Consider the following 24,970-nt stretch of genomic DNA (forward strand, 5'->3'; position numbering starts at 1 on the left):
CTAGAGTGAGGCCCCCCACCGGCGTTACAGCGGTGCGCAAATATTGCTGAAAATTATTCGTCGAGTTTCAAAAGCGGCTCGTGGAAGCGTAGCAAACGCCCGGCGTTACCCAGCACCAGCAACGTGCTGAGGTTGTGCAACACTGCCGCGATCATTGCCCCTGCGGCCCCCAACCAGCCAAATGCGGCGAACACCACAATCGCCAGCGTCCAGCCCAGACCGATGATCACATTGACCTGCAACGTGTGCCGACACTGGCGACTCAAGCGCACACAGGTGCCGAGGCGGCGCAGGTCGCTGCCGATCAGCACCACGTCCGCCGAAGCCAGCGCGATGTCCGCCCCGCCCGCCCCCATTGCCACGCCCACCACGCCGGCCTTGAGCGCCAGGGAGTCATTGATCCCGTCGCCCACCACCATCGGCCGAAAGCCGCTGCCGATTTCGCCCAGCACGCGGTTGAGCTTGTCCTCAGGTAACGCCTGGGCTTCGACATCGCTGATGCCCACGTCCAAGGCCAAGCTGTCGGCCACGCTTTGACGGTCGCCGGTCAGCAGCAATTGGCGGCCCAGGCCCAGCTCACGCAATTCTTGCAGCGCCAGGCGGGCTTCCGGCTTGACGCTGTCAGCCAGCAACAGCCAGGCGAGAAATCGCCCGTTCAGGGCCAGCCCGGCAATCGGGCCGTCATGGTTGGGCACGCCCGTGGTGGCAATGCCCAACTGCTCGAACAACTCCGGACGCCCAAGGGCCGCTTCGCCCTGCTCGGTCTGCGCCACCACGCCGAGGCCCTGGCGTTCGCGGATGTCGGTCAGCATCAACAGTTGTTGCTGGGTAGCCAACCCCGCCAGCGCGCGGCTGACTGGGTGACTGCTCGCCGAGCCCAGGCTGGCCGCCAGATTCAACAACGCCTGCCGGTCCGGCTCAAGGGTTTCGATGGACTGTAATCGCAGCGTGCCAAAGGTCAGGGTGCCGGTCTTGTCGACCACCAGCGAGGTCAAGTCCGCCAGCTCTTCCAGGAACGCCGAGCTGCGAATCAGAATCCCATGGCGCGCCGCCACGGCGATCCCGGCAATCGCCGTGGCAGGTGCCGACAACACCAACGCACAGGGGCACGCCGCCACCAGCACGGCGAGCATCGCCTGGGCGTCATTGGTCACAAACCAGGTGACCGCCGCCAGCAGCAGCACCAACACCATATAACTGCCCGCATAGCGCTCCAGCAGTCGCGTGATCGGCGGCTTGGACCGCTCGGCGTTCTGCATCAGCGCGATGACCTTGCCCAAGGTCGACTCGTTGCCGGTGCGCGTCACTTCAAGGCGCAGCAGACCGTCGAGGTTGATCGCCCCGCCAAACACCTGCACGCCGACGCTGGCTTCCAACGGCACCGACTCACCGGTGATCGGCGCCGTGTCCAGACTCGCCTGGCCCGACAACACCACACCATCGGCGGGCACACGGTCACCCGCGCGCACTTCCACGATATCGCCGGTGTTCAGCGTGCCGTTGTCCACTTCAACAATGCTGCCGTCGGCCTGCACCAACCGCGCATGGCTGCGGGTCAGTTTGCCCAGAGCATGGATCGCTTCCTGGGAACCGATCACGCTGCGCTCCTCCAGCACATGCCCAAAGATCATGATGATCGGCAGCAACGCCGCCGTTAGCAGATCCCCCGTAGCCCAGGCGCCAAGCATGGCCAAGGCGATAAGTTGATCGGTAATGCCATGCAGGCTGGGAAACCGCAGGCTGTACCACGCCGAACGCATCACCGGCACGGCCACCAGCAGTGATGCCACACCCAGTAATAGCTGACTGACGCCAGTCTGGTCCGGCGCCAGCCAGCGCCACACCAGACCCAGCACGAGTAATCCCAAGGCCAGCATGGCCAGGGTCAATTGCCGGGCAGCGCTGCGCTGCTCGGCGGACGTCAACATAGGTGCGCTCATTGCTCGGCTCCCTGGATGATCAAGCGGGAGTCGTCTTTAGGGTCGACCGTGGTCACGGAGCCCGCCTGGCCGAGAATCTTCGGCAAGCGCTCGCGGTACAGACGCAGAAGCAAACCCGGATCTTTGACCTGGGCGAGGCTGGCGACGGTGGCGGTTTGCGCCTGGGCGTTGGCCAAGCGTTCGCTGGCCTGGGCGTGGGCAACCTGCACCACACGGTCAGCTTGCTGATTGGCGGTTTGGGTGAGCTTTTCCGCTTCGGTGCGCGCATTGGCCACCGCTTTATCGGCTTGCTGACTGGCCGTCAGCACCGCATTGAACGCATTCACCGCCGGGCCCGGCAGGCTCGACTGCACATCGACACGGGTGACTTCGATCCCCAAGCCCAAGCCGCTTGAGGTCAACTCCGCCAGCCGCTTATTGATGCCTTGCACCAGGTCACCGCGCAACCGTTCACGACGCTCGGCGGCGCTATTGTCGGCGCCGATCAGTTCCGGGCGCGCCACCAGAATCGTGTCCAGGTCCCGCGCCGCCGTCAGGGCCACGGCGCTGCGCGTGACCAGGCGATCCAAGGCCGGCAACACATGCTCGCCCTGCAATACAAAGGAATACGGTTCGGTGACCTTATAGAACACCCGCACATCCAGCTGCACCACTCCGCCATCCCCGGTCAGCAGGTAGCCGGAGCCGGCCATGGCATCGCTCAAGGGCGTGGCGAAACTGGCCACGCGGTCAGCCTGCACCGCCGCCTCCGAACGCAGCAGGTTTTCCACCCGCCGCTCGATCACCCGATCGGCGGCCGGCAGCAACACCACCTGCTCAAATGGCTGCGGCCAGGCCAATAGCAAGCCAGCATTCTGGATACGGTCGAGGGCGCCGAAGTGCAGCACCACGGCGCGGTTCTGCGGGTCGATCTGGCGCACATTGGAAAATGCCCAGGCCAACGCCGCCAACACAGTCACCGCGTACAGCGCCATGAACGTCAGGCGCCCGGCCTGAATCCATGGGCTGTCCGGGCTGTCACGCTCGGTCATGGCTGGACGTCCTTCGGTCCGTCCACCAGCGCACGGAATGGTGCGGCGTCGGTGCGCAGGATGATCTTGGTGCCCGGCGTCACCACCGTGCCCAAGGTATCCAGCGAGCGCAGCAAGTTGTACAGCTGGGGATTACCCGCGTAGGCCCGCCCGTAAATCTGCGCGGCCTCGACACGCGATTGCGCTTCGATATCGGCGGCTTTCACCGTGGCGTCGGCCTGCACGATGCGCGCGTCGCGCTCGGCGGCGGAACGGATTTGGGCCGCTTCGCGCTTACCCACGGCAGTGCGTTCGGTGGCGATGGTTTCGCGCTCGGCACGCATGCGGTCGACGGTGGCGGTCAGCGTCACCGAGGGCAACGTCAGCCGCTCGATACCGACTTGGGCCACGCGTACGCCGTAGGTAGTGAGCAATTGTTGATCAATTTGCTGGCGCAACTGCGCCTCGAAATCGGCGATACGTACCTGGCTGGCGTCGGTGTTGATCAGGCTGGACAGGTCAAAACTGGCCGCCGTGGTTTCCAATGCCGAGCCGACGAAGGTGCGAATCTGCCGCGCCGCCTCGTCCGGCTGGTTCTGCACCGCACGCATAAAGCGCTGCACATTGTCGGCATCGCCCTGCACCTGCCACGCCACATAGGCCTGCACGATGATGCGCAAGCCATCGCGGGTGCCCACGTCCTGCAAGCCGCTGGAAGTAGTGCGCAGGCGCAGGTCCACCGGGATCGCCGCTTCGAACGGCGCCGGCCAGCGCCAACCAAGGCCCGGCTCCAGCAACACCCGCGACGGGTTGCCGAACCGCGTAATCACCGTGGCTTCGCCGGACCGCACTTGCACCAGGCTTGCCGCAGCGACCGCAAACAATACGAGCAACACGGCCCAGCCCATACGCCGCCAAGGGAATGGACCAGCAGCGTGCTCATCACCGTGATGGTGGTGGCCGTGATGATGGTGATGACCGTGATCGTGAGAATGAGCGCTCAACAGACAGACTCCTTATTGAACGGCTTTACGCGGCACCGAGGGATCGGCCGGCAAGGTAAAAGAACGCAGATCGATCGTCGGTGCGCCATCGGCGCCCAGGCGATGATCCAGAATCAGCAGTTTGGCGTGGGCCAGACCCTGGCTGAGTTGGCCAAGGTACTGCTCTAACACGAAGGCCTGACCTGCACTGGCATAGGCCTTTTGTTCGGCGGCGAAACGCAGGTCGGCCGCCTGTGCGCCAGCATTCACTTCATGAGCCGTGGCCGTGGCTTGATCGCGGGCAATGCTGGCTTGCAACAGGGCCTGGTTGGTCTGCTCACTGGCGGCTCCGCGCTCGCGGGAGATCAGGGCCTGAGCACCGATCTGCGCAGCTTGCACGCCGTGATAGGCGTTGGCGGCACCGGCCGGTGGGTGGATGGCTTCCACAACGGTGGCGAGGATTTCCACACCGCTGTGGAGTTTCTGCAGATCCGCCTGCACCGCGCGCCCCACTTCGTCAGCCAGGCTGGTGCGTTGTTCGCCGAGCAATTCGTCGAGGGTGCGCGAAGCAAAGTCGTGCACGAGGATGCGGCTGGCGGTGCTGCGGATCAGGGTCGGTACATCCGCACTGTTATACGTCGCCGCCAGCGCGGCCTCGTCGGTAAGGCCAATGCGGTAGACGAAGCGCACATCCATATTGACGATCTGGAAGCCCTGCTTATCGCCGCTGCTGCTGGCGATGACTTGGGATTTGTCATTCACATGGCTGGCGTCCCACAGTCGATTGGCAATCAACGGCGCCGGACCTTCCGCAGGTGTCAGCTCGGGCGAAGCAGTTTCGCTGACGCTGGTGGCCAATTCATGCACCACGCCGTTTTCCACTTTAATGACGCGACCCAATGGCCAAGGCAACCCGGCATGCAGGCCAGGGCCGAAGACTTGCACGGGTTTGCCGAAGCGTTCATAGATCCCACGGCCTTGCAGGGGCACTTCATGCACACCGGTCAGCGCCCAACCGATCACGAGCACCACCAGCAGCACCGGAAAAAATGCGCGGCGCATGTAGGTAAAGGCCCAGATCTGACGCAGGTCAATGCCGAAGCGGTTGTGCAACTCGTGCTGCAACGCCAGCAACGGTTGTGGCGGCCAGCGCAGCAAACCAGCGATAAAACTTTGCGCCATCAGGCGGGGTTCAAGATGCGGTTGGCGCGGGCTGAACAATGACAACGCGCCCCTGAGCAGAAACTCCGCCGCCACCAGTGCCGGCAGCAGGCCAATCAACACCGCCAGACGCAACGGCCACACGGACTCGGCACCGGCAAACAGCAGGCAAATCGCGCTGACCACCAGGCAACTGATCGCCACTCGGCTCAACTGCGCCAGTTGCGAAGCTTCCGGCCATTGCGCGGCGGTTTCCTGGGCCAGGCGACGTTCGAACACCAGCAAGCCAAACGCCAGGGCCAAGGCCAACGCGGCGCCAATACTGGCGGACTGACCTACAGCCGCAGCCGGCAACGCCAGGTTCCAGAATTCGATAACGCTAACCAGCGCGAGCAGCGACCAGCCGCCAAGCCACAACACCGGCGCGCCAATCTGCTTGCCAAAGCGCCCAACCAGCCGCGCGTACCCGCCCGTTTGCTCAACCGGTACTTCAACCACGGGTTCCTCCAGCGCCTGGGCGCGCCAATCGGCCACCCACCACGCCGACTGTAAACCCGCCACCAGCACCAGCAACGCGCAGGCGCTGTTGATCAATACCACCGGCCAGATCGACAGCGGCGCAAACAAGGCGACAAACAGCGCCAGCACCCAACCGGCGACGGCCAGCACTGTCAGGCTGATACCGGCCTGACGCAATCGACGGGCATGGAACTGCCCCTGTTGAAAGCGCGCGAGGCCTTCTACAGAAGCGCCGTCAGCTTCTAGATCCACTTGCATCCCAACACGCCCGTCTGTACACAATTCGTTACGATATAACACGCGACGTGAAATTTTTGTTCGTCAAAAAGCGCTTTTGAACACGACACACATCCCCTGTGACAGGGGGCTTGCTCCCGATAACGCCCTGTCAGTTGGTGCCTGTGCTGGCTGATCCATCGCCATCGGGAGCAAGCCCCCTCCTACATTTGTTTCTCAGTGCTCTCCAGAGCGTGACTAAACCCCCATAAACACGAGCCATCACTGGTAGATCTCATGATTAATCGGCACACTCCAAACCAGTTTTTCGCGGGCTCACGGACAAGGAAGCGTCACCCCCCATGATTTCGATCTATCAGCTCAAACCGCGTTTTCAAAACCTGCTGCGTCCTCTCGTGCAGCGCCTCTACGACAACGGCACCACCGCCAATCAAATCACCGTTCTGGCCGGAGTGATTTCTCTGCTGGTGGGCCTGCTGATTGCCAGCTTCGCCCAACACCTGTGGCTGTTTGCGTTGATCCCGCTGTGGATGGTTGCGCGCATGGCCCTTAATGCCATCGACGGCATGCTCGCCCGTGAATTCGGCCAGCAGTCGCGCTTGGGCGCCTACCTCAATGAATTGTGTGACGTGATCGCGGACAGCGCGCTGATCCTGCCCTTTGCACTGATCCCGGGCGTGAGCCTGGCGCCGGTGCTCTTGGTGGCATTGCTGGCGGTATTCAGCGAATACGCCGGTGTGCTCGGGCCCATGGTCGGCTCTTCACGGCGCTACGACGGGCCGATGGGCAAAAGTGATCGGGCGTTTGTACTCGGCGTGCTGGCCACCGGTGTAGCGCTGGGCTGGCTCGGCGCAGGTTGGGTCGACACGGTGATGTGGCTGGTCGCCGCCCTGCTCGCCTACACCCTGGTCAACCGCGTACGACAAGGCCTGAAAGAAACCCCTTCCCCTTCTGCATAAGGATTTTGCGATGCGCGAACAGCAAGCACACACCTTCAGTACCCATGATGGCGTCGAGCTTTTTTACCGACACTGGCCGGCCACTTCCCCTGCGGACGGCGAGCCACGCCAGGCGATCGTGCTGTTCCATCGCGGCCACGAGCATTCGGGCCGCATCGCCCATCTGGTCGATGAGCTGAACCTGCCCCAGTTCGACTTCTTCGCCTGGGACGCCCGCGGCCACGGCCAATCCCCCGGCGAGCGCGGTGACAGCCCCAGCTTCGCCACCAGCGCCCGCGACGTGCAAACCTTTTGTGACCATATCGGCGCCACCTACGGCATCGAAGAGGAAAACTTCGCTGTCATCGCCCAAAGCGTCGGTGCGGTAATCGCGGCCACATGGGTGCACGATTACGCGCCGAAAATCCGCGCGTTGGTGCTCGCCTCGCCAGCGTTCAAGGTCAAGCTGTACGTGCCGTTCGCTCGTCCAGGCCTGGCGCTGATGCGCAAGTTTCGCGGCAACTTTTTCGTCAACAGCTACGTCAAGGCCAAGTTCCTCAGCCATGACCCGGAGCGGGTGGCGTCCTACGACAGCGATCCGCTGATCACCAAGGCGATTTCAGTGAATGTGCTGCTGGGTCTGTACGAAGCAGCCGACCGGGTTGTAGCGGATGCCCAGGCCATCCAAGTGCCGACTCAGTTGCTCATCTCCGGCTCCGACTTCGTGGTGCATCGCAAACCCCAGCAGCAATTTTTCGACCGCCTAGGCAGCCTGAAAAAAGAGCTGCATATCCTGCCCGGTTTTTTCCACGACACCCTCGGCGAACGTGACCGCGCCGTGGCGGTGAGCAGTGCCAGGCGCTTTATCCTGCAAAACTTTGCTCACCCGCTGGACCGCGCCTCCCTGCTCGACGCCGACAAACTGGGCGCCACCTGCGCCGAGTCCGAATCCCTCGCCGCGCCGCTGCCGCGCAACTCCCTGCGTGACCTGTACTGGCGCATGACCCGCGCCAGCATGGGCTTGGGCAAGAACCTGTCAGATGGTGTGAAACTGGGCTTCGACACCGGTTTCGACTCCGGCAGTACCCTGGACTACGTCTACCGCAACAAACCCACCGGCAAGGGCGGGCTGGGGCGGATGATCGACACCAACTACCTCAACTCCATCGGCTGGCGCGGCATCCGTCAGCGCAAGCTGAACGTCGAAGAACTGCTGCGCCTGGCCATGGCCAAGTTGCGGGATGAACAGCGTGAAGTACGTATCGTCGACATCGCAGCCGGCCACGGGCGTTACATTCTGGAGGCCTTGCAGGGCGTGTCGCCGCTGCCGGAATCGATCCTGCTACGCGACTACAGCGACATCAACGTGCGCGACGGTGGCGCGCTGATCCGCGAGAAAGGCCTGGGGGATATCGCGCAGTTCGTCAAAGGCGATGCGTTTGATCGCGCGGACCTGGCGGCGCTGGAACCCAAGCCGACGTTGGCGGTGGTGTCTGGGCTGTATGAATTGTTTGCCGATAACAGCATGGTCGGCGGTTCGCTGGCCGGCCTCGCCGAAGCGGTCGAACCCGGTGGCTACTTGGTGTACACCGGCCAGCCATGGCACCCGCAACTGGAGCTGATTGCCCGCGCATTGACCAGCCATCGCCAAGGCCAGGCCTGGGTGATGCGCCGTCGCAGCCAGGCGGAAATGGACCAACTGGTGGAAGCCGCCGGTTTCCGCAAAATCACCCAGCGTGTGGATGAGTGGGGCATCTTTACCGTGTCCCTGGCACAGAAGATCTGAGCATGCGCGAACCCGGTTTGTTGAAACCAGCCGTCCTGTGGCTGCTGCTATTAGCGCCGTTGTTCTTCAGCACCTACGGCTTTGCCACCTGGGTCACCAGCCAGCGCAGCGACGTGGGCACGCTGGTGTTCGGCTGGGAAACCCATATGCCGTTCTGGGCCTGGACCATCGTGCCTTACTGGTCCATCGACCTGCTCTACGGTTTCTCCCTGCTGCTGCCCAGCACCCGTCATGAACTCAAGCAACACGCACTGCGCCTGCTGAGTGCCCAGGTGATCGCGGTGAGCTGCTTCCTAATCTGGCCACTGCGTTTCACCTTCGAGCGGCCCGAGCTGGATGGCGTGTTTGGCTGGTTGTTTGCGGTGTTGGCGGGCTTCGACAAGCCATTCAACCAGGCACCGTCGCTGCACATCGCGCTGCTGGTGATCCTGTGGGTCATGTTCCAACGTCATACCCAAGGTTTCTGGCGCTGGCTGGTGCATGGCTGGTTCGCATTGATCGGAATTTCGGTGCTGACCACTTATCAACACCACTTTATCGACTTACCCACAGGCGCCCTCGCGGGTTGGATTTGCGTGTGGTTGTGGCCGCTCGAACATCCGAGCCCGCTGCTCAATACGCGGCTTACCCAAGACCGCAAGCGCTGGCAGCTGGGCGTGCGCTACGGCCTGGGCGCCCTGGCGCTGATCATCGTGGCGTTAAGCCTGGGCGGTTGGTGGCTGTGGCTGCTGTGGCCAGCGGTTTCCCTTGGGCTGATCAAGGCGAATTACTTCGTGCTGGGCGCGGCGGGTTTCCAGAAGCGCGCTGATGGTCAGCTCACACCCGCCGCGCGCTGGTTATATGCGCCCTATCTAGTGGCCGCCTGGATCAATTCCCGGCTGTGGACACGCAACCATCCACAGCCCAACGTGATTGTGGATAACGTTTGGCTGGGGCGGATTCCTACCTCAAAGGAGCAGAGTTCATTCAGCGCTATTGTGGATCTATGCGCCGAACTGCCGATTAATCCACAGGGCCGCGCGTATCAATGCATCCCGGTGCTCGATCTGATAGCGCCGACACCCACCGAATGCCGGCAAGCTGCTGAAGCAATCGAACGCCTCCGCGCACGCGGCCCGCTGTTGGTGTGCTGCGCCCTCGGCTACTCACGCAGCGCTACCGCCGTCGCCGCCTGGCTGTTGCACAGCGGGCGCGCCACGACGGTGGACGAAGCGCTGACTATTATTCGTGCAGCACGGACCGATGTGGTCCTGCACCCCGCTCACCGTGAAGCATTGGAGGGTTTGCCCCATGCCCGCTGATATGGAACTCCAGGTGGTGGCCAGCCTGCTGCGCCGTGGCCGTTCGCTGGATCAGTTATCCACAGGACTGACCGTGGCCGGTGTGCTATTCGGCCTGGCCCAATTGCTGATGGCGAGTATTTCGATCATCTGCCTGCTGCTCAGCCTGTGGATGATTATCCTCGGCCTGCTGCAAAAGTACTGGGCGCTGCGCGTGGCCTTCGACGCCGACCTGTTCGCCCTGCTGGCCCGCGATACTGAGCGCACCACCGACCTCGACCAAGCCCTGCAGACCCTCGGCCTGCAATCGCCCAATCGGGCCGGCCGACCTTGGGCCGAGCGCCGTCGCGGCGCCCTCAAATTGTTGCGCAAACAAGCCTGGCTGCTGGGCGCGCAAGCGCTGCTGACCCTGGGCGTGATCCTCGCCAGCCCTTGGCTGCCTTTCGCCGGATAAGGAATCCCCATGTTCGAACCTGTGGTCGCCACGCTGATTACCTCCATGGCCCGCACCGTCACCGGCGCCCGCAGCCTGTGGCTGGGTTGCGCGCCCGTGCCGGTGCAACGCATCTACTTCGCCAACCACAGCAGCCACGGCGACTTTGTGCTGCTGTGGGCCTCGTTACCGCAAAACCTGCGCAAATTCACGCGCCCGGTGGCCGGCAGTGATTACTGGAATAAAAGCGCGCTGCGTCGTTACATCATCAACCGCGTGTTTAATGGTGTGCTGATCGACCGCGAACGCAAGGACCCTGTGGATAACCCTCTACAGCCTATGCTCGCTGCCCTGGAGGGTGGCGATTCGCTGATCATCTTCCCTGAAGGCACGCGCAATCTGGAGGACGGCTTACTGCCGTTCAAAAGCGGCCTGTACCACCTGGCAAAAAGTTACCCACAGGCCGAATTGATCCCCGTGTGGATCGCCAACCTCAACCGGGTCATGCCCAAGGGGCGCGTTTTGCCGCTGCCGTTGTTATGCACAACCAGCTTCGGTGCACCGCTGCAACTGGAAGACGGTGAAGACAAGGCGCTATTTCTAGCCCGCACACGCGACGCCCTGCTCGCCCTCGCCCCGGAGCATGTCTGACATGGATAGCCAAACCCTGATGCTGTTCGGCGGAATCGGCGCGATCCTGGTGCTCGCCTCACTGATCGGCCTGATCCTCAAACTGCGCACCCGTGGCACGCCGAACGCGGTGATCGACAACCTCAACGCCCGTATCAATGCCTGGTGGGTGATGGTGGTGGTGATCGGTATCGCCTTCTGGCTCGGCACCGGTGCGGTGATTCTGTTGTTCTACGCGGTGTCCTTCTACGCCCTGCGCGAGTTCCTCACCCTCACCCCGACCCGACGCAGCGACTACCCGGCGCTGGTGGCCGCGTTCTACCTCGCCCTGCCGCTGCAATACCTGCTGATTTATTCGGACTGGTACGGGCTGTTCTCGATCTTCATCCCTGTGTACGTGTTTTTGCTGCTGCCGATCCTCGCCTCATTGGGCGGCGACACCACACACTTCCTCGAACGTGCCTCGAAAGTGCAATGGGGCTTGATGATCGCGGTGTTCTGCGTGTCTTTCGTCCCGGCCCTGCTGACGTTGGACATCCCCGGCTACGAAGGCCGCAACCTGCTGCTGATCGCCTATCTAGTGATCGTCGTGCAACTCTCGGACGTGTTGCAGTACGTGTGCGGCAAGCTGTTCGGCAAACACAAGATCGCGCCCAACCTGTCACCGTCCAAAACCGTGGAAGGTTTTGTCGGCGGGATTCTGCTGTCCTCCCTGATCGGCGCCGCGCTGTGGTGGACCACGCCGTTCAACCCATGGCAGTCGTTCCTGATCGCCTTGCTGATCAACCTGCTCGGTTTTGCCGGTGGGATCGTCATGTCAGCCATCAAGCGGGATCGGGGCGTTAAGGATTGGGGGCATATGATCGAAGGCCACGGCGGTATGCTGGATAGGCTGGATTCGGTGTGCTTCGCCGCGCCGATTTTCTTCCACCTCGTACGCTACTGGTGGACCTGACCACCAGCATTCTCAGCTCAATGGAGCGCTAAATGTGGGAGGAGCTTGCTCCCGATGGCGGTGTGTCAGTCGCTGAAGATGTTGACTGATCGACCGTCATCGGGAGCTCGCCCACTCCCACAAAAGCCGCCGGACACCTGAAGGACATGGCCAACCTCATGGTCGACCGCTCGCTGGCATGCATGGGCGCTCACTAACCCTATAAACATCCCGCCATACGGCGTATCGGCGTCATCTTTTGTATCAAAGACGCTGTAAGATACGCCGCACTTAGCCAGGGATGCTCACCATGTTCGATTCGCTCAAAGCCATCAGCCGTCGTGTTGTCGGCGTGTTTCTGACCGTGGTGGGGGCCGTTTTAGGCCAATGGCATCCTCCGCTGTGGCTGCGTGCTATCGGCCGTGGCGTGGAAAAACTTGGGAGTAAAGCCCGTGCTTACCCGCGTCAGACGGGTGCCGGAGTGCTCGGGCTAGCACTGCTCGTGGCCGCTGGCTTCTACGGCTGGCACTGGTATTCCAATCTGCCGCAGCCGCATACCGCGAGCTACTCGCTGCACAAGCCCAACCTGACTGACTACACCCAGCCAACGCCAGTTGTGGATAACTTACAGGTGCGCTTCGCCGAGTCCGTGGCGCCCCTTGCGGCCATCGGCAAACCCGTCACCGAGGGCATTACCCTAAAGCCCGAGGTCGCAGGCACCTGGCGCTGGGCGGATGACCGTAGCCTGTTGTTCGTGCCGGAGAAAGACTGGCCTATCGACGCCCATTACACCCTTGATCTGGCCAAGAGAAACCTGTTGGCAGATGGCGTATTGCTGGATCAGTACAGCACCCAGTTCTCCACCCAACCGTTCCGCGCCACCCTGGCCGCCAACGAGTTGTACCAGGATCCATCCAACCCGACGCTGAAGCAGCTGGTGGCGACCTTCCATTTTTCCCACCCTGTGGATGAAGACAGCCTGCGCAAGCACGTAACGGTGACCCTCGACAAAGGCCTGACCTACCGCGACGCCCAATTGCCAAATCGCCCGGAGATCACCTTCGACGAGAAAAAACTCAACGCCTACGTACGCTCCGCAGCCCTGGCCACCCCGCTGGAAAGCACCCCGGTCAGCGCCAAACTCGACGAAGGCATCAAGGCCCGCGATGGCGGCAACGCCAGCGCCGCATCGTTGTTGGCCAAAGTCACCGTACCCGGTCGCTATCGCCTGACATTTACGGGCGCCGAAATCAGCTTTGTGGATAACGAACGCGCAGAGCCAGAGCCAGTGCTGATGTTCAGCAGTTCCAGCGCTGTAGCCGATGACACCATCGCCGGTAAAGTCCAAGCCTGGCTGTTGCCGGAAAAAGCCCAGGACGACACCCGCCCCTATAACACCAATGAGATCGACGACGCCTTGCTCGCCCGCAGCACCAAGGTCAACCTGACCCACGTGCCGAGCGTCGAACCGCTGAACACCCTGCACGCCTTCAAGTTCAAGGCCCCTGCCGGACGTGCGCTGTATGTACGCGTGCCCGCTAACCTGGAGGCCATCGGCGGCTATCTGGCGAAGGATCCTACGGCGTCGCTGGTAAGCATGCCGGCGTATCCGCGCACCTTGCAGTTCCTGTCTGACGGCGCCCTGCTCAGCCTCACTGGCGAGAAACGCTTGGGCTTCATGGCCAGGGGAGTGCCCGGCGCCCACGTGGAAATCGCCCGCCTGTTGCCCAACCAGTTGCAACACTTGGTGGACCAGAGCAGCGGCAGTTTTGCACGGCCGAACTTTGGCAATGAGTACTTCGATCGTATGGTCGAGCGTCAGTCTCTGGACATTCCTCTGTCATCCAATGACCCGGCCAAAACCGTCTACGACAACGTAGATTTGAGCCACTACCTCACCGCCAACGGCGGCCGTCGCGGCATTTTCGTGCTCAAGCTGAGCCCACAGGATGAACCGGCCGAGCGTACGTTCGAATATGAACGCAGCAGTACCAGCGACCTGCGGTTTATCGTAGTGACCGACCTCGGCATCATCGCCAAACGCTCCAGCGACGGCAGTCACGACGTGTATGTGCAGTCCATCGGTAATGGTTCGCCGGTGGCCGACGCGCAAGTCGACATCATCGGTCGCAATGGCTTGCCGGTGAGCAGCGGTCACACGGACGGCGAAGGCCATGTGCATTTCGCCAAGCTGGATGAACTGCGCCGTGAGAAAACGCCGCTTATGTATGTGGTCAGTCGCGGCAATGACCAATCGTTCCTGCCAATCGCCCGTCAGTCCCAGCAGCTGGATTTGTCGCGCTTTGATGTAGGCGGTTTGGAAGAAGACGGTGCGATTGATCGCCTCAGCGCCTACCTGTTTACCGACCGCGGCCTGTACCGACCCGGCGAAACCGCCCACCTGGGCATGATCGTGCGCAGCGGCAACTGGAAAGGCGCCTTGCAAGGTCTGCCGGTGGAGCTGCAAATCACCGACCCGCGCGGTCTGGAAGTGATTCGCCAGCCACTGAAGCTCTCCGCCAGCGGGTTTGAAACCTTTGATTTCCCCAGCAGCGAAGTGGCCCCAGCCGGGGAATACACCGCGACCTTGCAGTTGATTGGCCAGAAGCAAACGCGCACAGACCTGGGCAGTGTCAGCTTCAAAGTCCGCGATTTCGAGCCGGACCGCATGAAAGTCAGTTTGAGCCTGCACGACACGCCGGTGCAGGGCTGGATTCCCCCGGACCAAGTGGTGGCTAAAGTCACCGCCATGCACCTTTTCGGCGCCCCGGCCTCGGGCCGTCGCGTTACTGCAAAAATGTCACTGAGCCCGACGCTCGCGGCATTCGACCGTTACCCCGATTACCGCTTCCGCCTCAATGATTCCCTGGAAGACGCCAGCACCGAAGACCTGGCCGAAACCACCGTCGACGATAACGGCCAGGCCGTGCTCGACCTCAACCTGCAACGTTTCGCCAACAGCACCTATCGTTTGCAAGTGATGACCCAGGTGTTCGAGGCTGAAGGTGGCCGCAACGTGGCGGCGCAAAGTGCACTGCTGGTGTCGTCCGCGCCGTACCTGGTGGGTGTGAAAAGTCAGGATTCGCTGTCATACGTCGCTAAGGACGCCCCACGCCAGGTGCAATGGCTGGCCGTCGCGCCAGATCTCACACCGCTTGCGGTGGATGGCTTGACCAGCGAAGTGGTCGAGCACCGTTATGTGTCGGTGCTGGTGAAGCAATCCAACGGCACCTACAAGTACGAGTCACGTATCAAGAACATCAGCCAACCGGCCTCACCGCTGGTGATGACCAAAGACGGCGCCAAGCAGACCCTGAACACCGGCACGCCAGGGGATTTCACCCTGCAACTCAAGGACGCCAACGGCAACCTGCTCAACCAGATCGACTACAGCGTGGCCGGGCGCGGCAACACCTCGCGCTCCCTGGAGCGTAACGCCGAGCTGCAACTGCGCCTGGATAAACGCAGCTACGCCACCGGTGATGAGATCGCCATCAGCATTCGCGCGCCGTACACCGGCGCGGGCTTGATCACCATCGAGCGCGACAAGGTCTACACCCAGCAGTGGTTCAAGGCAGACAGCACCAACAGCGTGCAACATATCCGCGTGCCTGCGGGCCTTGAGGGCAATGCCTACGTCAACGTGCAGTTCGTGCGGGACATCGGTTCGTCCGAGGTTTATATGAGCCCGCTTTCCTACGGTGTGGTGCCCTTCAGCATTAACCTGGACGCGCGGCGCATGGCACTGAAGGTCGACGGCCCGGCGAAGATCGAGCCGGGGCAAATCCTCGACATTAAGGTCAACATCGACCGCCCGGGCCGCGCCGTGATCTACGCGGTGGACGAAGGCATCCTGCAAGTAGCGCGCTATCAAACGCCTGATCCGCTGGGTTTCTTCTTCCAGAAGCGTGCGCTGGAAGTCGGCACCAGTCAGATTCTTGACCTGATCCTGCCGGAGTTCAGCCGCCTGCTCAGTGGGGCGGCGCCTGGAGGCGATACGGAAGGCGCCCTGGCCAATCACCTCAACCCGTTCAAACGTAAACATCAGCCGCCAGTGGCGTGGTGGTCCGGGCTGGTGGATTTGCCGGTCGGTGAAACCGTGCTGCATTACCAGGTACCCGACAGCTTCAACGGCAAGTTGCACCTGTTTGCCGTCGCGGTGGATACCGACAGCGTGGGCGTCAGCGAGACCACTACCGACGTGCGCGGGCCGATCGTGATCACGCCCAATGTGCCGGCCTTCGTGGCGCCGGGGGATGTGTTCAACGTCAGCGCCGGGGTGTTCAGCAACCTCGACGCGGCAGCGGATGTGAAATTTGAAGTGCAGACCAGCGCCGGCCTCGTGGTGCAGGGCGACAAGGGCAGCACCTTGTCACTGCAACCGCGCAAAGAAGGCACTGCCGAATTCAAGATCAAGGTCGGCGACACCCTCGGTTCGGCAGACCTGCGCTTTGTCGCGGTGCTGCCGGATGGCAAACGGATCCAGGTGGCGGAAACCACGTCAATCCGGCCCTTGAGCGAACACCGCGTCGCTCTGAGCCTGGGCCGTTTCGAGAGCGCCAGCAAAGAACTCAAGCCCACACGTGAACTGTTCAGCCAGCTTCGTGATGTGCAGTTGGGCGTGGCCGCCTCGCCGCTGGTATGGGCCAACGGCCTCAAGCATTACCTGGATGACTACGGCTATGCATGCACCGAGCAATTGGTGTCCAAGGCCATGCCGGCATTGATCTGGGGCGGCACCGCACCCGAGGCAGAACAAGCCTTCAGCAGCGCGGTCCGCATGTTGCGCCAGCGTCAAAACCAGGCCGGTGGCTTTGGATTGTGGGCTGCCAACCCTGACGTGGCGCCGTACGCCAGCCTGTACGCCACTGATTTCCTGATCGAAGCCAAGGAGCGCGGGCTGCCGGTGCCGGAAGACCTGCTGGTGCGTTCCAACGCGTATCTGACAGACCTGGCCAACGGCCCGAGCGAAGGCCTGTCGGAATTGCGCAACCGTGCCTACGCCAGTTACCTGCTGAGCCGTCAGGGGATTCTGGTGAGCGGCGCCTTGAGCGATATACGCGAACGCTACGAGAGTTACTTCAAGGACAGCTGGCAGAACGACCTGGGCGCCGCCTACCTGGCTGCCAGCTACAAACTGCTCAAGCAGGATCGGCAGGCCGATACGCTGTTCCGCAAAATCCCGTGGCGTTCGCTTGTGGATAAGTGGGACAGCGACGGCCTGTACTACGACCCGCTGGTGCACGATGCCGAACACTTGCACCTGCTGGCGCGCCATTTCCCTGAACTGATGGATGACGTGCCCACCGCGCTACTGGATAAGCTCGGCAAACGCCTCAACGAGCAGCGCTACAACTCGCTGTCGGCGGCATTGTTGCTGCGCGCCCTGGACAACTATGGCCAGCGCGCGCAAAGCGACATGACCCTCAAGGCCACAGCCTGGCTGGGCGATAAACAGCAACAATTGCTGGAAATGGCCGGCCAGCCACCGCGCGCCGCCGTACCGCGCGCCACGCAGAAGCTGGTCATGGAAAAATCCGATGGCCCGGCAGCGTTCTACATGCTCAGCGAAGCCGGTTTTGATAAAGGCGCCAAGCTCAAAGCCATCAACAACGGCCTGGAAATCATCCACGAATACCTCGACCTCAAAGGCGAGCCGGTGAGTAAGGTAGCCGTGGGTGATGAGTTCCTGGTGCGCTTGCGCCTGCGGGCTACCGACCGTGACCAAGTGCAGCAAGTGGCCGTGGTCGACTTGCTGCCCGGCGGTGTCGAGCCTGTGTATAACTTGCCTCCAGAGCCGGAAGCCGCGAGCAGCGAGGAAAGCGAAGGCGAAGGCGAAGAATCCGAGTACGTAGAAGCCAGCGAAGAGGAAGCTGACACCTGGCAAGCCCCCATCGGCGAAACCGAGCTGAGCAACTGGCAGCCAGACTACGTGGATGTGCGGGATGATCGGGTGGTGTTGTACGGCACTGCGCTACGTGATGTAGGCACTTTCGTTTACCGCGTACGCGCCACCAACGCAGGGACGTTCAATACGCCACCGGCCTACGCCGAAGGCATGTACGAAACCACCCTGCAGGGACGCGGCAAAGTAGGCCAGCTTGAAATTACCAAGCCTTAAACGTCTGACGCCGCTGCTGGCAGCTGCGGCGTTACTGGCCGGCGTGCGGCTTTGGCCCCATGCGCCGCTGGAACAGGCCATTACCTCCTCCAGGGTCGTATTGGCCGATGACGGCTCGCTGTTGCGTATGACGCTGGCCCAGGACGGTCAATATCGCCTATGGCTACCACTGGAGCGCATTTCACCTTCATTGATTGAGGCACTGCTGCTCAAGGAAGACCGCAATTTCTACTGGCACCCGGGGATCAATCCCCCGGCGTTGCTGCGGGCGGCCATGGCCACCTACAGCGGAGGCCAGCGCCAAGGCGGCTCGACGTTGAGCATGCAACTGGCGCGTCGCCTGTGGGATCTCAACACCCGCCAAGTGCCCGGCAAATTGCAGCAGATGGCGTTGGCGCTGTGGCTGGAAGCGCGCTACAGCAAGCACGACATCCTTGAGGCGTACCTGAACCTGGCGCCCATGGGCGGCAATATCGAAGGCGCCGAAGCGGCCAGTCGCATCTACTTTGGCAAGGCGGCGGCGCACTTGTCGCTGTCCGAAGCGTTGGCATTGGCGGTAATCCCCCAACAGCCCGGCCGTCGAGCACGCTTCGGGCCTTCGCTGCAAAACGCCCGGCTGCGCTTGATGGCTGATTGGCGCGAGACTTATCCACAAGACCCGCGTAATGACAGTTTGCTGGACTTGCCCTTGGAAGCGCGCAACCGCCAGGAGATTCCTTTTTTGGCGCCACACTTGAGCGAGCAATTGCTGGCAGCTCAAGCCGGTAACGAGTTGAACAGCACGCTCAATCTGCCTTTGCAACAATTGCTAGAACGTCTGATCACCGGGTTTATCGCCGAACGGCGCAGCACCGGGGTGGAGAACGCCACCGCGATCCTGGTCGACAGCCGCGATCAGAGCGTCAAGGCGCTGGTGGGCTCAGCGGACTACTTATCCACAGACATCCATGGACAGGTGAATGGTGTGCTATCACGGCGCTCGCCGGGGTCTACGCTCAAACCGTTTCTCTATGGGCTGGCGCTGGACCAAGGGGTGATCCACCCCATGAGCATCCTTAAAGACTTACCGAGTAACTTCGGCTACTTCCAACCGGAAAACTTCGACGGCAGTTTTGTCGGCCCACTGACGGCCCGCGACGCGTTGATCCGCAGTCGCAATATCCCCGCCGTGTGGCTGGCCAGCCAGGTCAAGTCGCCTTCTCTATACGGCTTACTGCAACGCGCCGGCATCAAAGGCCTACGCGACGAAAGCCATTACGGCCTGGCCCTGGCACTGGGTGGCGGCGAGATGACCCCGGAGGAGCTGGCGCGGCTGTATGTGATGTTGGCGGGAGACGGGCATTTACGGCCGTTGCGCTACTTGCAGCAACAGCCGCAAACCACCGGCGCACAACTGCTCAGCCCGCAGGCCGCGTTTATGGTGCGCGACATGCTGCGCCGCAACCCACGCCCAGATGGCCTGCCCGGCCGCCATTGGCGAACCGCCTGGAAAACCGGTACGTCATGGGGTTTTCACGATGCGTGGAGCGCCGGACTGGTCGGCCCGTATGTGTTGGTGGTGTGGGTGGGTAACTTCGATGGTCGGCCAAATCCAGCCTTTATTGGTGCCAAGACCGCCGCGCCGCTATTCTTCCGCATTGCTGACGCTTTGCCCCTGGCATTACCCAACGTCGCGATCAAAGCCGACAAGCCGCCCGCGGGGCTGGTGCGCATTGATGTCTGCGCTGCCTCCGGTGAGCTGCCCAACCGCTGGTGCCCGCAAACCCGCAAGACCTGGTACATCCCCGGCGTCTCGCCGATCCGTGTTTCCAACCTGCACCGCCCGGTGCTGATCGACACCCGCACCGGCAAAGCCGCGTGCCCGCCGTTCGATCCGCAATACACACGAGAGGACATATTCGAGTTCTGGCCCAGCGACGTTCAACGCCTGTACCGAGCAGCCGGCCTGCCCCGCCGAACCCCGCCCAACGTGATGAAAAACTGCCAACCCAACCGCATCACCGACCAGAGCGAAGCGCCGCAGATTCGCTCGCCACTGACTCAGGTGAGCTACCAACTGCGCCTGTCTCAACCCCAGGAAAGCATCCCGCTGAACGCGAATGCGGCCAGCGATGTGGCGACGCTGTACTGGTTCGCTGATCAACCCTTGATCGGCCAAGGCCCGCCGCAAGCCACGCTGAACTGGAGGCCGGGCAAGTCAGGGGAATATCGGTTGCGGGTCAGTGATGATCAAGGACGCAGCACAAGTCGGGGGTTGCGGGTGGAGTTTGTGCCTTAAGAGCAGTTATCACCCTCAGCAAGCTCAACATAATTCGATTCCCCGCCTCCGGTCGCACCCGATAACCAACCCCATACAAAGCTCAGGCTGGTACGCCCAGACGTATCCACACTCACAGTGCCTCGCGACCAACCGGACAGCAGCTCACCGTCCAGCGTCAGGCACTGAAAAAGCAGCTCAATGGTATCGGCGCCGGTCACGCGACCGACTTGCGTCCCCGTGCGGATTCGGCCGCCTTGGTAGGTGCTGGATAGGGCATCACCGTCGACACGGTAATGAAACACCGTGCCGGTACCGGAAAGCCCATGGGTGTTATTCGCGACCACAAATCGGCGATTGTGCAAACGCTCGCCGAGGTGGGGAAAGGAAGATGGCATCAACGTGGCGTCCTTGCGTTGAAACCTGGAGACCCGATGGGCCTCCAGGTGAGCGAGGTATTACTCGACTGTCACCGACTTGGCCAAATTACGTGGCTGGTCTACGTCAGTGCCCTTGAGCACGGCCACGTAGTACGACAGCAGCTGCAGCGGGATGGTGTAGAGGATCGGCGACAAGGTGTCGTTGATGTGCGGCATGTTGATGACGTGGGTGCCTTCGCCATTGATCATGCTCGCCTTCTCGTCGGCGAATACCACCAGTTGGCCGCCACGGGCGCGTACTTCCTGCAGGTTGGATTTGAGCTTTTCCAGCAGTTCGTTGTTCGGCGCCACAGTGACCACCGGCATGTCGTCATCCACCAGGGCCAACGGGCCGTGTTTCAGCTCGCCGGCCGGGTAGGCTTCGGCGTGGATGTACGAGATTTCCTTGAGCTTGAGGGCACCTTCCATCGCCACCGGGTACTGCGCGCCACGGCCAAGGAACAGGGTGTGGTTCTTGTCGGCGAACAGCTCGGCGACTTTTTCCACGACGCTGTCCATAGCCAGTGCTTCGCCCAGGCGAGTCGGCAGGCGGCGCAATTCTTCCACCAAGGTAGCTTCAACACCTTCGGCCAGGGTGCCTCGCACTTGGCCCAGGGACAGGGTCAGTAGCAACAAACCAACCAGTTGGGTGGTGAAGGCTTTGGTGGAAGCTACGCCGATTTCGCGACCCGCCTGGGTCAGGAGGGTCAGGTCGGACTCACGTACCAAGGAGCTGATACTGACGTTGCAGATCGCCAGGCTGGCGAGGAAGCCCAACTCTTTGGCGTTGCGCAGCGCGGCCAGGGTGTCGGCGGTTTCGCCGGACTGGGAGATAGTCACGAACAGGGTATCGGGCTGCACCACCACCTTGCGGTAGCGGAACTCACTGGCGACTTCGACCTGGCACGGGATGCCAGCCAGGTCTTCCAGCCAATAACGGGCAACCATGCCGGCGTGGTAGCTGGTGCCACAAGCGACGATCTGCACATTGCGCACTTTGGCGAACAGCTCGGCGGCCTGGGGGCCGAACGCGTTGACCAGCACTTGGCTCTGACTCAGTCGACCTTCCAACGTGCGCTGGACCACGGCAGGTTGCTCGTGGATCTCTTTGAGCATGAAATGGCGGTATTCGCCTTTATCGGCCGCTTCGGCGCCGTCGCGGTATTGCACGGCTTCGCGTTCGACGGAATTACCGTTAACGTCCCAGATCGCCACGCTTTCACGGCGTATATCGGCGATATCGCCTTCTTCCAAGTACATGAATCGGTCGGTGACCTGACGCAGGGCCAGTTGGTCGGAAGCGAGAAAGTTCTCGCCCAGGCCCAGGCCGATCACCAGCGGGCTGCCACTGCGGGCGGCTACCACACGGTCCGGTTGGCTGGCACTGACGACGGCCAGGCCATAGGCGCCGTGCAGTTCCTTGACCGTGGCCTTGAGGGCGGTGGTCAGGTCGCTGTGGTCCTTGAGCTTGTGATTGAGCAGGTGGGCGATGACTTCAGTGTCGGTGTCTGAGGTGAACACGTACCCCAGGCTCTTGAGCTGTTCGCGCAGCACTTCGTGGTTTTCGATGATGCCGTTGTGCACCACGGCCAGGTCACCGGAGAAGTGCGGGTGGGCGTTGCGTTCGCACGGAGCGCCGTGAGTGGCCCAGCGGGTGTGGGCAATCCCCAGGCGACCTACCAGCGGTTCGCCGGCCAGGGCCTGCTCCAACTCACTGACCTTGCCCGGGCGACGCATGCGCTCAAGCTTGCCGGCGTTGGTGAAGACGGCCACGCCGGCGCTGTCGTAGCCACGGTATTCAAGGCGCTTGAGGCCTTCGATCAGAATGGCGGTAACGTTACGTTCGGCGACTGCGCCAACAATTCCACACATGTTGCTTCTCCTAGATGATTGCCGCGCATATCAGCGTAATGCCGCGGGCTTGGATCTGGTCGCGGGCCTCAAGCGGCAGGCGATCATCGGTGATAAGGGTATGGACGCTGCTCCAGGGCAGTTCCAGGTTGGGAATCTTGCGGCCGATCTTGTCGGATTCGACCATCACTACCACTTCACGGGCGACCTCGGCCATCACACGGCTCAGACCCAGTAATTCGTTGAAGGTGGTAGTGCCACGCTGCAGATCGATGCCGTCGGCGCCGATGAACAGTTGATCAAAGTCGTAGGAACGCAACACCTGCTCGGCGACCTGGCCTTGGAACGAGTCCGAATGCGGGTCCCAGGTGCCGCCGGTCATCAACAGCACCGGCTCGTGTTCCAATTCGCTCAAGGCGCTGGCTACGTGCAGGGAGTTGGTCATGACCACGAGTCCGGGCTGGTGGCCCAGTTCCGGGATCATGGCGGCGGTGGTGCTGCCGCTGTCGATGATGATGCGGGCGTGTTCCCGCAAACGCATCACGGCAGCACGGGCGATCGCACGCTTATAGGCCGAGATCGGTTGGGCAGGATCGCCTACCAGTTCCTGAGGCATGGTGATCGCACCACCGTAGCGGCGCAGCAACAGGCCGTTACTTTCTAGGGCGGCCAAATCCTTGCGGATAGTGACTTCGGAGGTTTCGAAACGCTTGGCCAATTCGTCCACGCTGACTTCGCCCTGTTCGTTGAGCAAGGTCAGGATGTTGTGGCGTCGTTGGGGTGTATTTCGTTTCGACATGGTATTGATAAGTTTCGTTTCGAAAGATAACGAAGGCAATCAAAACCTATTAGGACTATATCGTCAAGCGTCTGGAACAGATTCTTCAAACAACGCAGGCTAAATGTGGAAGGGGGCTTGCCCCCGATTGCAATAGATCAGTCGACTAGAACATTGACTGAAAATCCGCCATCGGGGACAAGCCCCCTCCCACATTTGGATAGCACTGCTGATGAGGCTGTGGATAACTCAGGTCTTTTTGATTTTGACCGGGCGTTTCCAGCCGTCGATATTGCGTTGGCGGGCCCGAGCTACGGCCAGTTGGGATTTATCCACATCCTGGTTGATGGTTGAGCCTGCGGCAGTATTCGAACCATCACCGATCGTCACTGGCGCAATCAGCGAGTTATTCGAGCCAATGAATACGTCCTCGCCAATAGTGGTCTGGTACTTGTTGGCGCCGTCGTAGTTGCAGGTGATTGCGCCAGCGCCGATGTTGCTGCGAGCACCGATCACCGCATCGCCGAGGTAGGCAAGGTGGCCGGCCTTTGCGTCGTCGCCCATTCGTGCATTTTTCAGTTCGACGAAGTTGCCGACATGCGCCCTGGCCCCCATCACAGTGCCCGGACGCAACCGAGCAAACGGGCCAGCATCGCTGCCCTCGCCCATCACCGCGCCGTCGATATGGCTGTTGGCCTTGATCACCACGCCCTTGCGCAGGGTGCTGTCCTTGATCACGCAGTTCGGGCCGATAACTACGTCGTCTTCGATGATTACGCGACCTTCGAGGATCACGTTGATGTCGATCAGCACGTCGCGCCCCACGGTGACCTCACCGCGTACGTCAAAACGCGCAGGGTCACGCAGGGTCACGCCCTCAGCCATCAGGCGGCGACCTTCTCGCAGTTGGTAGTGACGCTCCAGTTCGGCCAACTGCTTGCGGTCGTTGGCGCCCTGCACTTCCATAGGGTCGTGGGGCTGCTCGGTAGCTACCAGCAGGCCATCGCTCACGGCCATCTCAATCACGTCGGTGAGGTAGTACTCACCCTGAGCGTTGTTGTTGGACAGACGGCTCATCCAGTCGGCGAGCTTGTTGCCAGGGACGGCGAGAATACCGGTATTGCCTTCAGTGATGGCACGTTGGGCCTCGCTGGCGTCCTTGTGCTCAACGATGGCCGCGACCTTGCCATCGGCATTGCGCACGATGCGTCCGTAGCCGGTGGGGTCTTCCAGCTCCACGGTGAGCAGGCCCATCTGACCAGGCACTACGTGCTTAAGCAGGCGTTGCAGGGTTTCCACTTCGATCAGCGGCACGTCGCCGTAGAGGATCAGCACGGTGTCAGCGGTAATGAACGGCACAGCTTGCGCGGTGGCGTGGCCGGTCCCCAGTTGTTTGTCCTGCAATACGAAATTCAGGTCATCCGCAGCCAAGCGCTCACGCACTGCATCGGCACCGTGGCCGATCACTACGTGGATGCGTTGCGGGTCCAACTGCCGGGCGCTGTGGATAACATGGCCAAGCATGGAGTTGCCGGCCACCGGGTGCAGCACCTTGGGCAGGGCCGAGCGCATGCGGGTGCCCTGGCCTGCGGCGAGAATGACGATTTCAAGAGACATGAATGGCTACCAATCCTGGACGGTCCGGCTTCAGACCAAAGATGTGTTTTGCTAAAAAAGAAAAAGGGTAGCCGAG

At 61.8% G+C, this 24,970-nt stretch carries 16 protein-coding genes; 8 read left to right on the forward strand and 8 right to left on the reverse strand.

Annotated features, from left to right (window positions below):
- Positions 1-53: 53 nt before the first annotated feature.
- From AOA61_RS11765 to hflK (AOA61_RS11780), 4 genes are read right to left on the reverse strand one after another with little or no spacing between them, the layout of a single operon-like run.
- Positions 54-1,940, reverse strand: a complete 1,887-nt coding sequence (locus AOA61_RS11765; protein ID WP_099601796.1) for a cation-translocating P-type ATPase — start codon at positions 1,938-1,940, stop codon at positions 54-56.
- Positions 1,937-2,971, reverse strand: coding sequence for a protease modulator HflK (gene hflK, locus AOA61_RS11770; RefSeq protein ID WP_099601797.1), 1,035 nt, complete (start codon positions 2,969-2,971; stop codon positions 1,937-1,939). The genes AOA61_RS11765 and hflK (AOA61_RS11770) overlap by 4 nt, the downstream gene beginning before the upstream one ends.
- Entirely contained in the window at positions 2,968-3,954 is a 987-nt protein-coding gene (gene hflC / locus AOA61_RS11775) for a protease modulator HflC (RefSeq protein ID WP_032885187.1), read from the reverse strand. Before hflC ends, hflK (AOA61_RS11770) begins: the two co-directional genes overlap by 4 nt.
- A gap of 12 nt (positions 3,955-3,966) precedes the next feature.
- Positions 3,967-5,871: a protease modulator HflK gene (hflK, locus tag AOA61_RS11780; RefSeq protein ID WP_099601798.1), complete on the reverse strand. Its 1,905-nt coding sequence runs from the start codon at positions 5,869-5,871 to the stop codon at positions 3,967-3,969.
- Between the two features lie 320 nt (positions 5,872-6,191).
- Between hflK (AOA61_RS11780) and AOA61_RS11785 the strand changes: the two genes are divergently transcribed.
- From AOA61_RS11785 to pbpC, 8 genes are all read left to right on the forward strand, one after another.
- Positions 6,192-6,809: a CDP-alcohol phosphatidyltransferase family protein gene (locus AOA61_RS11785; RefSeq protein ID WP_099601799.1), complete on the forward strand. Its 618-nt coding sequence runs from the start codon at positions 6,192-6,194 to the stop codon at positions 6,807-6,809.
- A 10-nt stretch (positions 6,810-6,819) separates the two neighbouring features.
- Positions 6,820-8,574 (forward strand): bifunctional alpha/beta hydrolase/class I SAM-dependent methyltransferase, encoded by a 1,755-nt coding sequence (locus AOA61_RS11790; protein ID WP_032885182.1) that lies wholly within the window; start codon positions 6,820-6,822, stop codon positions 8,572-8,574.
- Positions 8,575-8,576: 2 nt separating this feature from the next.
- Entirely contained in the window at positions 8,577-9,875 is a 1,299-nt protein-coding gene (locus AOA61_RS11795) for a phosphatase PAP2/dual specificity phosphatase family protein (protein WP_032885181.1), read from the forward strand.
- Positions 9,865-10,308: a hypothetical protein gene (locus tag AOA61_RS11800; RefSeq protein WP_032885180.1), complete on the forward strand. Its 444-nt coding sequence runs from the start codon at positions 9,865-9,867 to the stop codon at positions 10,306-10,308. The genes AOA61_RS11795 and AOA61_RS11800 overlap by 11 nt, the downstream gene beginning before the upstream one ends.
- A 9-nt stretch (positions 10,309-10,317) precedes the next feature.
- On the forward strand, positions 10,318-10,938 hold the full coding sequence (locus AOA61_RS11805) for a 1-acyl-sn-glycerol-3-phosphate acyltransferase (RefSeq protein ID WP_099601800.1): 621 nt from the start codon (positions 10,318-10,320) through the stop codon (positions 10,936-10,938).
- Between the two features lies 1 nt (position 10,939).
- Positions 10,940-11,872 (forward strand): phosphatidate cytidylyltransferase, encoded by a 933-nt coding sequence (locus tag AOA61_RS11810; protein WP_032885177.1) that lies wholly within the window; start codon positions 10,940-10,942, stop codon positions 11,870-11,872.
- 289 nt (positions 11,873-12,161) lie between these two features.
- Positions 12,162-17,972, forward strand: coding sequence for an alpha-2-macroglobulin (locus tag AOA61_RS11815; protein ID WP_099601801.1), 5,811 nt, complete (start codon positions 12,162-12,164; stop codon positions 17,970-17,972).
- Entirely contained in the window at positions 17,953-20,250 is a 2,298-nt protein-coding gene (gene pbpC, locus AOA61_RS11820; RefSeq protein ID WP_099601802.1) for a penicillin-binding protein 1C, read from the forward strand. Before AOA61_RS11815 ends, pbpC begins: the two co-directional genes overlap by 20 nt.
- Here the strand turns inward: pbpC and AOA61_RS11825 are convergent.
- The 4 genes from AOA61_RS11825 to glmU form a co-directional block, all read right to left on the reverse strand.
- Positions 20,247-20,627: a hypothetical protein gene (locus AOA61_RS11825; protein WP_095185265.1), complete on the reverse strand. Its 381-nt coding sequence runs from the start codon at positions 20,625-20,627 to the stop codon at positions 20,247-20,249. The two genes, pbpC and AOA61_RS11825, sit on opposite strands and share 4 nt — an antisense overlap.
- 60 nt (positions 20,628-20,687) lie before the next feature.
- Positions 20,688-22,520, reverse strand: coding sequence for a glutamine--fructose-6-phosphate transaminase (isomerizing) (gene glmS / locus AOA61_RS11830; RefSeq protein WP_032885169.1), 1,833 nt, complete (start codon positions 22,518-22,520; stop codon positions 20,688-20,690).
- A gap of 10 nt (positions 22,521-22,530) precedes the next feature.
- On the reverse strand, positions 22,531-23,298 hold the full coding sequence (locus tag AOA61_RS11835; protein ID WP_024078249.1) for a DeoR/GlpR family DNA-binding transcription regulator: 768 nt from the start codon (positions 23,296-23,298) through the stop codon (positions 22,531-22,533).
- A gap of 228 nt (positions 23,299-23,526) precedes the next feature.
- Positions 23,527-24,894, reverse strand: coding sequence for a bifunctional UDP-N-acetylglucosamine diphosphorylase/glucosamine-1-phosphate N-acetyltransferase GlmU (gene glmU, locus AOA61_RS11840; RefSeq protein ID WP_032885167.1), 1,368 nt, complete (start codon positions 24,892-24,894; stop codon positions 23,527-23,529).
- Between the last annotated feature and the right edge of the window lie 76 nt (positions 24,895-24,970).

Source organism: Pseudomonas sp. 2995-1 (genome assembly GCF_002742505.1).
Classification (GTDB): domain Bacteria; phylum Pseudomonadota; class Gammaproteobacteria; order Pseudomonadales; family Pseudomonadaceae; genus Aquipseudomonas; species Aquipseudomonas sivasensis.